The organism is Microcoleus sp. D2_18a_D3 (assembly GCF_036702455.1).
Classification (GTDB): domain Bacteria; phylum Cyanobacteriota; class Cyanobacteriia; order Cyanobacteriales; family Microcoleaceae; genus Microcoleus.
In genome coordinates this window covers 1-12,666 of sequence record NZ_JAUBTK010000128.1, presented here as the reverse complement: position 1 = coordinate 12,666, position 12,666 = coordinate 1, and the positions used below count along the sequence as shown (strand labels likewise).

Sequence of the window (12,666 nt, the reverse complement as noted above, 5' to 3'; positions counted from 1 at the left end):
TCGTAAAGTATTTCAAGTGCCTTGTCGTGGGTGATGCCGTCAAATGTATGGATACGCGCTAACTGTGAAGTAAAAAGAGATTCGCGCGTTAAGAATTGCGGCTGTACATTGCCGCAGGCGTTCTGGACAGTCATAATAAATATGCCCTCAATCGTTGTTCGTTAACGTTTGGGGAAGTCGCAGTTAGCTCGGTGTCACAAACCTTGCTGGCTGCGCGGAATTCTTCCTTGTATCTAAGACGATCGCAAAGAGTAAGTAGATTTGTCAATCCCTGATAGGGTTAAGTTTTGTTACCGACAGGTTGGAACTAGCTACCGTCAATCACGTGACACAAGTAGATAATGTCCCGGTGTAACAACCGGGTTTTTTAGTGACTATTTTGGTGCATTTTTTCATCTAGCCGCCTATTGTAGGCGGCTACACTAGGAAATACAGGCTTAAAGACTAAGTAACACTCACACTATGCACATAACGTGAGTGAAAGTTACTTACTCCCGTCCCGGACGATCGCCAATAAAAAACCGCCCTTTTTAGGGGGCGGTCGGTCGGTAGGTAGATAGGTAGGGGTTAGATGTCTAATGGTTTTGCTGTTTTGTCGTGTTCTAGGTAATGTTGATGAATTTTATCAACACCAGTGCTACATATACTTGCTAACAAAGTCAAATCAATACCAGCACGCGCTTGTAATGTAATAAAAGTGTGCCTGGTATGGTAGGGAGAGAGATAGGTTGATATTTTACCTTCTTCCACTAATTGAGTGACCACGCCGGGATAGTAATATTTCGTACTGTCCGGCGAGGCATTGTGCATCCAGACCCGTCCCAAGCCACCAGTATTGTAAGAATTGCCATTCATTTGTCTAAAAACTAAATCGGTCATCTTGGCGTTTTTAGGTTTTATTTTCAGCAACAATTCGCGTAATTTTGGATACATGACAAACAATCGAGCGTCATTGTTTTTGGTAGTCTTAACATCCTTAATGCTGGTAGCATAGGATTTATAAAAAACAATTTGGCCGCTATCGAATTTTATGTTATTCCATGTTAGTGCAAAAGCCTCACCGCTACGGCAACCCGTTAAAAACAAGAATTCAACTAAAGGGGCTGCATGAGAAAAACTAGGAGTAACAGATTCATAGAATGCCTTGATAATAATGTCACGTTCTTCCTTAGTAAATGCACGGCGATCGCGTTCATCTGGGTTAGATTCTAGATCCTGTATCTCGTACCACGGCCGAATAGTACCATCAACGCTAACAGTTGATTTGTACTTTTCAATTTTATTCTCTGTACTTTTATTAGTCCTAGCAAAAGGGTTGTTAGTGAGTCTTGTTTTCCCTTGAGACTGTAAGCGATTAAACGCTTCTTGGAGAGCTGTCAAAAGTTTCCCTTTTGTACGCTTGCTTACGGGATGAGTAAGCAATATTTCTGTACACGATGAAGATATCGGTATTGAGTAAATGCCTCCCTCAACTTCATCAAAGCATTGACAAGGATTGTTCCAGAGCAGTCCTTTTAGGGTATTGGTGTATGTTCCGGCAAAACTGGTCTTAAACGTTGTTGGCTCTAATTGCGGTTGTTTCCAAACTAGGTAATCCTCCCACATCGCCCCAACTGTCATCTCAGGTTCCGGTTCTGGGATAGGTGCTGCTAGTTTGAGTTCAGCAGCATACTTAGTTTTTAAGCCGTACTTGGCAAAGCTAGGGTCAAACAACTGTTGCCAGTCTGGATGCTGTAAATCACCTTCGATCCGGTAGGCAATTGCGATCGCTTTTTGCCAGTTGTCCGGTGTATCCTTCAGGCTTAAGCCCTGATGCTTGCGCTTCCCCCCAAAAATAGGGTTGTACTTGGTACTGAACTGCAATCGGAGAGTACCGTTATCGGACTGAACTTTGACCGTCTCAGGGATGGCTTGTGTTTTGGCGTACATATTGATTTTTCAAGGTTCTGTAAGGGCTTCAGCTTCTATCAACTTTCTAGCAAACCTCGGTAAATCGAGCTATGTGCATAGCGTGAATGAAGCTGTAGACCTAATATAGCATATTAAGTCGTTAGTGCATCCAGACTAGCGGTTGAAACCAATGCCCGGTGGCTGCCAATAAAAGACTCAACATCTTTGGGAAAATATACTCACTTATTTGTCACAAATTTTACTACAAAAATGCTAAAAAATCAGGAACCAGAACACCGTCTTAATGTTTTAGTTACTGCTACATTTTCTAAGGTACTTGGCGCGCTTTGAAGGGTACTTGAGAGACGATAGACGGCAATACGCTTGAGTTAAAATTGTTTATTCCTGAGATATCTCCTTCCCCTCCTCGCCCCCCCTGGGGGACGCAAGAGCAAATTCTTGTCCCCTTTGGGAGGCGAGGGGGAAGCTGGCGGATTTGAACCGTATTGGGATAGAGGGCAAATCTCGCCATTACCTAAAGGCTCAACCCCTCAAATAAAATTCTCCCGCGCCAAAAGTTAGATTTCGGCGCGGGAGGGAAGGCATAGAGCTAAAGGGCTCGTTTATTCCTCGTAGATGCGGCACTCAGCAGCGTCAGGATTGTCGTCGCAAAATTTTTCAAAGGAATTCTTAGGTTTGACTTGCTTTTGGTGGGAAGCTTCTGCTTGCAGTTCTTCAACTGCGTCCCACGCCGCCGCGCATTCCCCGGAAGTAGCGCCCTTGGCGTCACAGACGGTACGAGCGCTTTCTAGTTCTTCTTCAATTTTCTCTTGGATGTTGCCTGCGGGTGTTGTTGTCATAAAAAAAACTCGGTAAGTGGGAAACTCAGCGGCTTTAGCCCGCTCGTGGAAAACGACTCGGCGATTTCAATCGCCTTGAATCCCCTTGCGGGGTTGGAGAGGGAATTTAATCAACCTCTCCGGTGAGGTATGATTGCCTCAATCTCCCATTTCTGGGGTAAAGTTAGCTTCGCCAATGTTTTAAGAGCTTGTTAGGCTGAAAGCACTGTTCCAGTGACTTTAGAACTGTTTAACCTTCAGCGACAGAGCAAGGAACTAGCTACGCATTCCAGGGTGTCGTGACTCAAAAAACTTAGCCAGTTAAGGCTTAGGCTGGTCAGTACAGCTTGCTTCGATTTCTCTTACAAGCTCAGTGGCTTTAGCCCTGAGTTACTGACAAAAATTGTTGGTAGGAAAGTGTAGGAGAATATGGTTGTCCCCGACCTATTTCTAGGTAATGTTAGCACGCGCCTTTGTTTAGTGAGCTTGTTCGGCTAACGGCACGTCCTTAACCCAAATAAAGATGTTTAACCGTTAACGACAGAGCAAGGGACTAGCTAAGCAGCCGCTTGGTGTCATAACTCAAAAAACGTAGACCTCTAAAGTCTGAGGCTGGTCAACTGTGGTTTAAGTCTTAGGCTCGAAGCGAGCGTGTCTTTAGACCTGGGTCGTTGACCTTATTAAGTAAGAAAGGTTTTCTTTTTGGATGTTAGTTTGGGTTGGATGTGCTGTTGCGGTCTGGCGACCCCAGCTAATAATAGCTTGAGAGGCGCGACTGTTGCAGCAGCCCAGAGAGAAACCATCCTTAAGTATGAGCGCAGCAGCCGTCTCTACTTCCTGCTTTACTAGCCCGTAGGCGGATTCTAGTACACAGGCATCAATGTAGGTCGAGCCAACCTTACTTTTGATGAAAACATTACACGAGGTTGGTGTGTCAAACTGTATTGAGCTTTATCTTTTAAGATTTAGCTGAACACGGGATTTAACAGTTAACAGATTAATGGGACACTCATGTTAACTTATGTTAACACAAGAACGGCGATCGAGGGGGAATCGATCGCCCAAGAATACCGTCCCCCCAGCGGCCAGTTCCGGTTAGCCTAATGTATAGAGATAGTTTTATAGAGAAGTTTGCCTTATGTACACCCAAAACCAAATGCAATGGGTCAGCGCTTTATCAACCCGTCCCTCTTTGGAATCCGCCCTCAAAGAAGTTATAGAACAAGCCGATCGCGACCTAGAAGGCCGGGCCGATTTAGCGCTGATATTTATCTCGTCTGCCTTTGCCAGCGAGTATTCTCGGCTGATGCCTTTACTCCGAGAACTGCTCCCAGTGCCCGCGATCCTGGGCTGTGGCGGGGGAGGAGTCATCGGCACGAACCGGGGCGGCCTCACCGAAGAAGTCGAGGGAGCTCCCGCAGTCAGCCTGAGTCTGGCCCGTTTGCCGGGAGTGAATGTCAGAACTTTTCACGTCGGTGCAGAAGAACTGCCGGACTTAGATAGTCCCCCGGATACTTGGGTGGATCTCTTGGGCGTGCCGGCCCAGGAAGAACCGCAGTTCATCATCTTGGCCGACCCCTTTTCAGCAAAAATTAACGATTTGCTGCAAGGGCTAGATTATGCTTATCCGGGCGCGGCGAAGGTAGGGGGACTCGCTGGGGGGGACGGTGCGGGCAGGGGCGCGGCGCTGTTTTGCGACTATCACCTTTACCGAGAAGGGACGGTTGGGGTAGCTTTGAGCGGCAATATAGTTTTGGAAACGATCGTAGCTCAAGGCTGCAGGCCGATCGGGCATCCTTATCGGGTGACGGAAGGAGAGCGCAATATTTTGCTGAAACTCGAAGAACAAACCGACGATACGGGCAGCGCGGGGATCGAGCGATCGCCCTTAGAGGCCCTGCGAGAGTTAGTTCAAACATTGAGCGAAGAAGACCGAGAATTAGCCCAGCACTCGTTATTTGTAGGCTTAGTCAGCGATGAATTCAAGCTGACATTAGAGCCGGGAGATTTTTTAATCCGCAATCTGTTGGGAGTAGATCCCAAAGTGGGAGCAATTGCGATCGGCGATCGAGTCCGTCCCGGACAGCGCATCCAATTTCACCTGCGGGACGCGCGCACCTCCGCAGAAGACCTAGAAATGCTGCTCGATCGCTATCAGCGGGCCGCCGAGTACAGTGGTACATCCAGCGCCGGCGCCTTGATGTTCTCTTGTCTGGGGCGCGGTGAAGGGCTTTACGGCGAATCGAACTTTGACTCCCGACTGTTTGGCCGATACCTCAAAAACATTCCCCTGAGTGGCTTTTTCTGCAACGGCGAAATCGGCCCCGTCGGCGGTAGCACATTTCTGCACGGCTACACATCAGTATTCGGAATTTGCCGCCAGAATTCATAATTTGTGAACTGTTGACTGATGACTGATGACTGATGACTGATGACTGTTGACTGATGACTGAGGACTGATGACTGATGACTGTTGACTGATGACTGATGACTGTTGACTGTTAACTGTTGACTGTTGACTGTTGACTGATGACTGTTGACTGTTGACTGTTGACTGTTGACTGATGACTGTTAACTGATGACTGTTGACTAATGACTAATGACTAATGACTAATGACTAATGACTAATGACTAATGACTAATGACTAATGACTGTTGAAAATCTAAAATCTAAAATCTAAAATCTAAAATCGACTGATGAGCAATAACTAAAAGCGGCAGTCGCCTGCCGCTTTTAGCTGTAACTAGATGTATGGAAACCTTAGAAACTAAAGGTAGTACGGAGGAGTCCGACCCAGATATCGTCGTTTCTGTGGTTGTGTTCGGGATTTAGAATCACGTAAACGCCCGGTGTGACCGAAATAAAGTCATTGACTTGGAAGCGATAGAAACCCTCTAAGTGATAAGAGGTGTTGCGGTTTCTGGCGACATCACTCTCGGTAACTTTTGGCGGTACACCGAAGACGAAGCCGAGGACGTTGCCTTGTCGGGCAAAATCTCCCAGGGCCACAGTGATAGCACCATTCTGGATGGTAGCGTCATTGTTGCCGCCCCGCAGTTGTTCAGCCTTCGTATAACCGTACCAACCGCCAATCTGAAAGCGACTGCTGGGTTTGAAGTTAACTTGCACCCCATAGTTATCTGATGCGGTGGGTGATTGATCGAAGGGCCGGTTAGCCAAGGCACTGCCGACGCCGCCCATGAGGTTAACATCGCCTGCCCGATTGTATTTCCGAGTGTAAGTCAAGCCCAAGTCAAACGGTCTGCTAAAAAAGCCGATCTGACCCAGAGCGCTGAAAGAACCGTCGAAAACGCCCCTGCCGTCTGCTGGGTTGGGAGCATCGCCGTCGCCTGCGAGATAGCCTGCGGTAGCTCGCAGGCTGCCCAAGTTGAAACTCACACTTGCGCCTGCTCCCTGCGGGCCGCGGAATACGGCCGGGTTGCGAACTCCAAATCTGGAAAGTGAACCCGAACTCGTAGAGTTACCAAAGGTAGAAGCTTGGTCTGCAATTTCATCTAGGTCAAGTCCTTTAGGACCGACAAAGACTGTAGCGGCACCCATCGGGAACCGATAGTACACTTCGTCTAGTGTGAATTGGCTGCCATCATCGCCGTCAAAGGCCAAGCGAGCCATGTTGGTACCGGTAGCCGTGGCTCTATCGTAGCGGGCGGTGTTGACTGCTTGCAAGCGGGTTCTGAGCAAATCTCGACCGGTGAAGCTGGTGTTGAAGTTCAACCGCACCCGGTATCCGAAGTTGGTGACTGTTCTATCGTCCTCAAGGCGGATACCATCTCCGACGAAGGTGTCACTGACAGCAAAAATGGCTTCTCCAGCCAATTTGGTGGTGGTGGAGAACTGGTTGGCTTCGAGTTCTGCGGTGCGAGCTTCTAGGCCGTCTACTCGTCCGCGCAGGGTAGCGAGTTCGGCTGCAAATTCTTCTTGCAGGCGTTGCAGGATGGCTAAGTCGTCTCGGGTAACCAAGTTACCTGTTGACCCAATTAGTTTGGTTATGTTGTCTAAGCAAGCGTTGACGCCGGCTGCAAATTCGTAGCGAGTCAGGGCGCGGTTGCCGCGGTAGGTGCCGTCGGGATAACCTACGATACAACTGTAGCGTTCGACTAGGGATTGCAGGGCTTGGAATGCCCAATCTGTCGGGCGCACGTCGGAGAGCTGAGTAACTGATGTCACCTGGGACATCGTTCCCGACGGTTGGGCCGGCAGCGCTTGGGGAGCGACAGGGACGATGGGGCCACCCATTCCGGCGGCTGGTGTCTGAGCAATTTCTACCTTAGTAGCTGGGGTGCTGGCGACTGCCGGCACTTCAATTTTCCCAGCAACTTCTGTCTGGCTGCTTTGCACTGCCAAGTCTGATGCTTGGGGCGAGGATTCGGCAGTGCCTGCTGCTGCTAGGGGTTCAGCCGCTGCTGCGGCGCTGGCCGGAGCGATTGGGGCTGCTAACTCGATGTCGCTCCCTGTTGTTTGCAGTGTTGTTTGCAGTGCTGCTTCGCTGGTTTGTGGTTCGATTGAGGCGAGTTTTTCAGCGTCTGCTTCGTTAACGACCGGGGTTTGGGCAGCTTCGACGCTGCTGTTTAAAGCCAGCTTTTCTGGGGCAGCAGGGGCTGCTGCAACTGGTTCTGCAACTATTTCTGCAACTGGTTCTGCAACTATTTCTGCAATTTTTGACTCAGATGACTGAGCTTTAGCTAGCTGGTTTGCTTCAGCGGTTGCGGTCGCTTCTGCGGCGATCGCAGTGGCACTCATGACTGATGATAGCCCCAGAATTGCCGGGGATACTAGCAGTAAATTCCAAAAAGTTCTGTTCATTTTCCTCACACCTTCACACTCTATTCAACTCGACGAGCAGCCATTCCCAACTGCTAATTTTTGTGGTTGCTTGCCTGTTGACAATAACTGCCAAAATAGAACCTATCCATAACTGTTGATTCACCGTTGATTCACAGTAGGCGTGTCTACTTCTGCTTGAACGTAGCGGGCCCGGCCCTTGTACCGCCCAGGCATCAATTCAGGTCAAGCCCACATTACCTTACGGCTGATTATACCATCACCTGCTAATTTCATCTCTCGATCGCCAGATTTGCTTGAGTTGCTCTGCAGGGGAGCGACAACTGCTTGTACGTGATCGACCACAATCTGCCTCTAACTGACAACTGCCCAGAGTCCTCGGTTACACCAGACTTAACAGACAGTTATAGGTAGGATTGTGGATGCTTGTCGCATTCCTTATACAGCTTTCTATCCTCTTATGTCAAGCTTTTTAACCTAACTTTAAACGTTGCGGCCCGGAGGGGGCTATTTCCCGCCAGGAGTCGGGAACTGAGGGATCGAGGATGGTAAATTTACCTCGTCCGAACCCAATTTCAGACTTGACCAATTTTGGTTTTCTGAGGTTCCCAGCCGTCGGGACTTGCCACGGCGATCGCCATTTTTGATTCCGCTCGTCGGCGGGTTTAATTTCCGGCTATTTTAACACAACTTTTTTGTTGTTTGAGTGCCACTGAACTGGTGGTACTTGACCCGCTGTTGGCGCAAGGAAAGCTCAGTGGCTTGACAGACCACTAGATCCATGATTCCTAGAGGTTTTAACGATGTTTTTGCCTACGGACGATCGCAGGAATTTAGTGCTAAGCTGGCTAAAATGCCAAACTCAAAAATAGAGCTGTCAGAACAAAAAACCGAAACGCTGTGGTTGGGCCAGTTATACCATTTTCGATTTTCGATTTTCGATTAAAGAATTGGAAATAACTGATGACATACAAGTTGGAAACACGGGCCTACACTTGCATTATTTTGGGTAACTGGTATTAGTACAAGAGTGAGGGTTTATGGAAGATTTTGGTATTATTATTGCCTGCTGCGACCAAGATTATCTGTTTGCTAAGGGTTGCTGTGCTAGCATCCGCTATTTCCTGGGAGATGTGCCGATTTGTCTGTTGATTGACGGTACGTTTTCTGTGAGTGCTTTGGAAAAAGCCTATGGGGTGCGAGTGATCGATCGCACAACTGTTTCTGAAGAAGTTCTCAGAAAAAGAAGTTTTGGTTGGGGAAAAACTAAAATGATTGCTTTCTGGGAAAGTCCTTGGTCAAATTTTATGGTTTTGGATGCCGATACGATCGTCTGGGGCGATGTTCTCAAATTGGCTAATTTTCAAGACTTTGATTTTATTGTAGACAAGCCTTGTTACGATTACCGGGATGCGGATGTTTCGGAATTTTTCTTTGACATTCCGGGCGTTGAGAAGCATTTCCCAAATTTTCGGTGGTCGGAATCGCGATCGAACTATTTCTGCACGGGTACTTTCTTTGCTAAACGCGGCGTCTTTAGCTTGGAAGAATACGTGGAAATTTTAGATTTTACGGCGGCAAATCCGGGGATATTTAAGTACGGAGAAATGGGGTTTTTGAACTTTATGATTTTCCGGGCGGCACAAGAAAATCGACTGCGGGTGCAGAATGTGGATATGCAGTTGTTGGTGCCGGATTTTGACCAGGATTTGCTGAGAAAGCAGTTTCCGGTTGAGTCAAACGGGCCTGCGGGCGATCGTACTCAGGCGACTGTGATTCACTGGTGCGGGCCGAAGCCAACTTTATCTAGTGGGAAAGTTTACTCGGAACCGATGAATTTTTGCCGCCGCAAGTGTCAGGAGGATGTTTGGAACCGCACGGGTTTGGCGGCCGATATGTCGCTGCAAGTTGAAGATTTACAGCGATCGATCTACGTGTATAAGAATAAGTTTAAGAAGAAGTTTCGGCAGTTGACTGGTAAGTAGACTACTTCTTGCGCGCGCGGGGCGAGAAACCGAGAATATCCCTAGATTTCTCGCCGCCAAATCCAGCTTTTTCTAATAGTGTTCGGTCAAGAGGCTTTTCTTAACCACACAGGATCGCCGATGAACCGAGATGTTAATTGGGGTTAACCTTCGAGAGGCAAAGTTGGCCCGGCTGGGGGTAAAACTTGGCGGTGAACGCTTATTTTGTGGCTTTCCCGCTGAGTTTGCATTTCGACGGCGATCGCCTCAAATTCGACTTCCATGCACCCGTAAGGAATCTCTAACTCGACACTTGCTCGGACTTTTCCCAACCCGTTAGATTGAAATTCGGTAATCCAACGCGGCCCGTCGAGAATCAGGTAGGTTTGTCGATCGTACACCCAAACTTTTACATAAATCCGGGGCATTAATTCCGGCAGTTGCACTTGCACTTTTACAGCCTGACCCGCGAGGATTTCGGCCCGCGGCAATTCCAAAATGGGCATCGGTACTAACTCGTCTTCTGGCAAAACGTAGGGAGTTGGGGGAGTGTCTTCTGCAGCGACAGTTGCGGTTTTTTGAGCAACTTTTTTCGGTTGCGGGGGTTCGTCAAAAACCACAAATTCTCTGGCTTCCGGGCTAGTGGATTTGGGGTCGGAAATTGTTTCGCTGGTTTCGGGTTGCTGCTGGGTTGGGCTGCTTTCTTCCACAACGGCAATTTCGTCGCTGCTATTTGCGGCGGCTTTTGGACTTGGTGACAGGGTGGTTGCTTTGAGCCATTCCGGGGATTCGCCGTTGCTGGCTAGGGAACTCAGTCGCGACCAAAATCGACTTTCGACGTTTAAGGTTTGAAATGCCTGTTTTGTGGGTGCTGGCTGGGTTTCTGGGGCTGGTTTTTCTAATTCGGGGCTGGTTTCGGGTTTTTGGTCGATCGCTCCGATTTCCGCTATTTTAGGGGAAGTGGGGATGTCTGAGGGTTCGGTTTGTGGGTCGATCGACTCTGCGGCAGTTCGAGGCGAATTGGATATTTCCGAGAGCAATTGCGATCGGCTGCTGTCGGGCAGTTTGTTACCAAATGCGGGCAATTCTAGACCGCCTGCACTTGGGGTGTAACGCGAAGCCAGTAGAGGGGGTAGGGCTTCCTTGGTTGGGGCTTCAGCGGGGGAGGGAGGGTCTAAGGATTTTTCTACTAGCTTGAGGAAGGATATATTTTTGGCGCTTCCAGACGGTTTTGAGGCTGTTGGGGAGGGTTCGGCTTGATGCTTTTCTTCGATGAAATTGTCTTTAATTTCCTGTAGAAGGTGCTCTAAACGAGCTGTAATTGTGAATAGTTTGGTGGCTAGGGTGACGCCGCCGCTACTGAGAATTGCTTCTCCTAAAATTAGGCGGCTTTTGCATTCGGTTGGAATGTAGGTGACGCAGGCAAAGATGCAGGGGGGAACTTGTTCTGGCATCGGCTGGTGGATTTCTGCGAGAATTTTTGAGGTTTGGGGGTCGCGCAGGTAAATTTGCAGTTGTGCTGAACCGATGAGTTGTTTGAGTTCTATTGCTTCGGATTCGGGGATGAGAGTTGCTGTTTTTCTGCTTTGTTGGGGGGGTTGTGGAATGTCGATTTTGCCGGAAATGATTAAGGGGCGACCGAGTTGGGTGACAAAGGTTTCTCGATCGAGGACGAGTTCGAGTTTGACACCCGGTTTGGGTTCGGGGGTTTGGGGAATGGGGAATTGGTAGATTTTGGTCTGCTGCGGTGCCTCAGCGGCTGCTGCGATTTGTGGGGCTGCGCGATCGACCGGTGCTGCAATTTGTGGGACTGCGCGATCGACCGGTGCTGCAATTTGTGGGGCTGCGCGATCGACCGGTGCTGCAATTTGTGGGGCTGCGCGATCGACCGGTGCTGCGATTTGTGCGGCGGCGGGGGAAGCTGCGGGTTCGATTTGGTCGATCGGCGGTAGGGGTTCGGAGGTTTCCGATTCTGCGGGCAATACTTCCAACTGAACGCCGTACTGCCAAGGTTTTAGTGGTGTTGCTTTAGGATCTGGCAAGCAGGAGAGTTCCCACAGTCCGGGTTTGAGCCTGGTGTAGGGAATGATCACGACTAATCCTTCGGGGTTGGTGCGGGCCGATCGGCTTTGGACTTTGCGCTGCGCCCCTTGGTCGAAGGAGGTATGGGTAACGCGAATTTCGATGTCGGTGTTGGGGTGCTGAATGCGAGCAACGACGCGGTATTTACCTTCTAGAATTTCCACGTCGGAGGTTTCTAGGGGCAACCAGGCGCGATCGCCTTCTTTTTGTAGCAAAAATTCTAATTTTTTCATTTTAGTTTCCCCTTGAAGGCTCCCGCTTGATTCGTCACAGGTTGGTGGTGGTTGGTTGAGCGACAGCTACAGATATTAAATTACTTTATGTTTTATAGCCTATCATCTGTCTCGGTCAAGAGCCCTGCTTGCGCGCTCCAGTAAAGTCTTCCTTGCGATCGTCGGCAGAGCCCCCCACCGGACAAGGCAACGTCGTTTCCCTACTGATATTACGTACAATTATCGCGCCGTGCGATCGTCTCCCTGTCAGCGATCAACTTACCAAACATCTGGTAGCATCTCACATCAAAAATCTCATATCGATTGACGGCAGCCCCCCAAAGCGGCTACGCTGTGAAATTAAGGTTGCTTTGCTTGCAGAGGAAGCAGCCCGCGTCGCCCGAAAATCTAGTTGCACTGCCCAAAGCTGTTACCAGCAGCAATGGACAGCTAACCGCCAAACTGAGTACACCAGTATGGAGGCTAGTTGAGAATCGTAGCATTCTCTGTAGCCGCCCTGCTTGCGTTACCGTGCGGGGCGGCTGGGTTTTTGGGTTTTTCTAGAAAAAAACCAAAAACCAGGAGACCATATTATGTCACAGGAATTCTTGCCTGACGATAACTTGTCCGAGCGTCCAAATTCCGACTCAGCAGCATCCGAACAAGAAGTCGTGCAAATCACGGTTTTAGGTTCCCGCAAGGCCGTGTTAGAAACTATCCACACATTATATCGGCTGGGATTTGCGGCTGTTGGCGATTGGAGTCCGCCACAGCGAGGCGCACAGCCGGGACAAGTGATAAGGAATGAAAAATAAATAACTTAATGAATTACTCAGGTTGGGGTACGGCTCGATAATTCCATTTGGGCAAATATT

General features: G+C 49.1%; 9 protein-coding genes. 5 read left to right on the top strand and 4 right to left on the bottom strand.

Going from position 1 to position 12,666, the window contains the following annotated elements:
- Nucleotides 1-567: 567 nt before the first annotated feature.
- Together QUB06_RS32330 and QUB06_RS32325 are read right to left on the bottom strand one after the other, a co-directional pair.
- Nucleotides 568-1,929, bottom strand: coding sequence for a tyrosine-type recombinase/integrase (locus QUB06_RS32330; protein WP_333438763.1), 1,362 nt, complete (start codon nucleotides 1,927-1,929; stop codon nucleotides 568-570).
- 584 nt (nucleotides 1,930-2,513) lie between these two features.
- The gene (locus QUB06_RS32325; protein ID WP_333167036.1) at nucleotides 2,514-2,750 is read right to left on the bottom strand and encodes a Calvin cycle protein CP12; all 237 of its coding nucleotides are present in this window, start codon (nucleotides 2,748-2,750) and stop codon (nucleotides 2,514-2,516) included.
- Between the two features lie 1,117 nt (nucleotides 2,751-3,867).
- Between QUB06_RS32325 and QUB06_RS32320 the strand changes: the two genes are divergently transcribed.
- Complete coding sequence (locus QUB06_RS32320; RefSeq protein ID WP_333438762.1) at nucleotides 3,868-5,121, top strand: FIST N-terminal domain-containing protein; 1,254 nt, start codon at nucleotides 3,868-3,870, stop codon at nucleotides 5,119-5,121.
- A gap of 369 nt (nucleotides 5,122-5,490) precedes the next feature.
- On the opposite strand, the gene QUB06_RS32315 is transcribed toward QUB06_RS32320, so the two are convergent.
- The gene (locus QUB06_RS32315) at nucleotides 5,491-7,554 is read right to left on the bottom strand and encodes an iron uptake porin (protein ID WP_333438761.1); all 2,064 of its coding nucleotides are present in this window, start codon (nucleotides 7,552-7,554) and stop codon (nucleotides 5,491-5,493) included.
- Nucleotides 7,555-8,314: 760 nt separating this feature from the next.
- Here QUB06_RS32315 and QUB06_RS32310 point away from each other — a divergent pair.
- Both QUB06_RS32310 and QUB06_RS32305 read left to right on the top strand, forming a co-directional pair.
- Entirely contained in the window at nucleotides 8,315-8,479 is a 165-nt protein-coding gene (locus tag QUB06_RS32310; protein ID WP_333438760.1) for a hypothetical protein, read from the top strand.
- 94 nt (nucleotides 8,480-8,573) lie between these two features.
- A complete protein-coding gene (locus QUB06_RS32305; protein WP_333438759.1) occupies nucleotides 8,574-9,518 on the top strand; it encodes a hypothetical protein in 945 nt (314 codons plus the stop codon).
- 143 nt (nucleotides 9,519-9,661) lie between these two features.
- On the opposite strand, the gene QUB06_RS32300 is transcribed toward QUB06_RS32305, so the two are convergent.
- Nucleotides 9,662-11,812, bottom strand: a complete 2,151-nt coding sequence (locus QUB06_RS32300; protein ID WP_333438758.1) for a hypothetical protein — start codon at nucleotides 11,810-11,812, stop codon at nucleotides 9,662-9,664.
- A 128-nt stretch (nucleotides 11,813-11,940) separates the two neighbouring features.
- Here QUB06_RS32300 and QUB06_RS32295 point away from each other — a divergent pair, with 128 nt between their 5' ends.
- The gene (locus QUB06_RS32295) at nucleotides 11,941-12,282 is read left to right on the top strand and encodes a hypothetical protein (protein ID WP_333438757.1); all 342 of its coding nucleotides are present in this window, start codon (nucleotides 11,941-11,943) and stop codon (nucleotides 12,280-12,282) included.
- A gap of 102 nt (nucleotides 12,283-12,384) precedes the next feature.
- A complete protein-coding gene (locus QUB06_RS32290; RefSeq protein WP_333438756.1) occupies nucleotides 12,385-12,606 on the top strand; it encodes a hypothetical protein in 222 nt (73 codons plus the stop codon).
- Nucleotides 12,607-12,666: the final 60 nt, after the last annotated feature.

Bases quoted from the DNA above. Each gene is read 5' to 3' on its own strand.
- QUB06_RS32300 (WP_333438758.1), bottom strand. From the start codon at position 11,812: ATGAAAAAATTAGAATTTTTGCTACAAAAAGAAGGCGATCGCGCCTGG.
- QUB06_RS32305 (WP_333438759.1), top strand. From the start codon at position 8,574: ATGGAAGATTTTGGTATTATTATTGCCTGCTGCGACCAAGATTATCTG.
- QUB06_RS32310 (WP_333438760.1), top strand. From the start codon at position 8,315: ATGATTCCTAGAGGTTTTAACGATGTTTTTGCCTACGGACGATCGCAG.
- QUB06_RS32315 (WP_333438761.1), bottom strand. From the start codon at position 7,554: ATGAACAGAACTTTTTGGAATTTACTGCTAGTATCCCCGGCAATTCTG.
- QUB06_RS32290 (WP_333438756.1), top strand. From the start codon at position 12,385: ATGTCACAGGAATTCTTGCCTGACGATAACTTGTCCGAGCGTCCAAAT.
- QUB06_RS32330 (WP_333438763.1), bottom strand. From the start codon at position 1,929: ATGTACGCCAAAACACAAGCCATCCCTGAGACGGTCAAAGTTCAGTCC.
- QUB06_RS32325 (WP_333167036.1), bottom strand. From the start codon at position 2,750: ATGACAACAACACCCGCAGGCAACATCCAAGAGAAAATTGAAGAAGAA.
- QUB06_RS32320 (WP_333438762.1), top strand. From the start codon at position 3,868: ATGTACACCCAAAACCAAATGCAATGGGTCAGCGCTTTATCAACCCGT.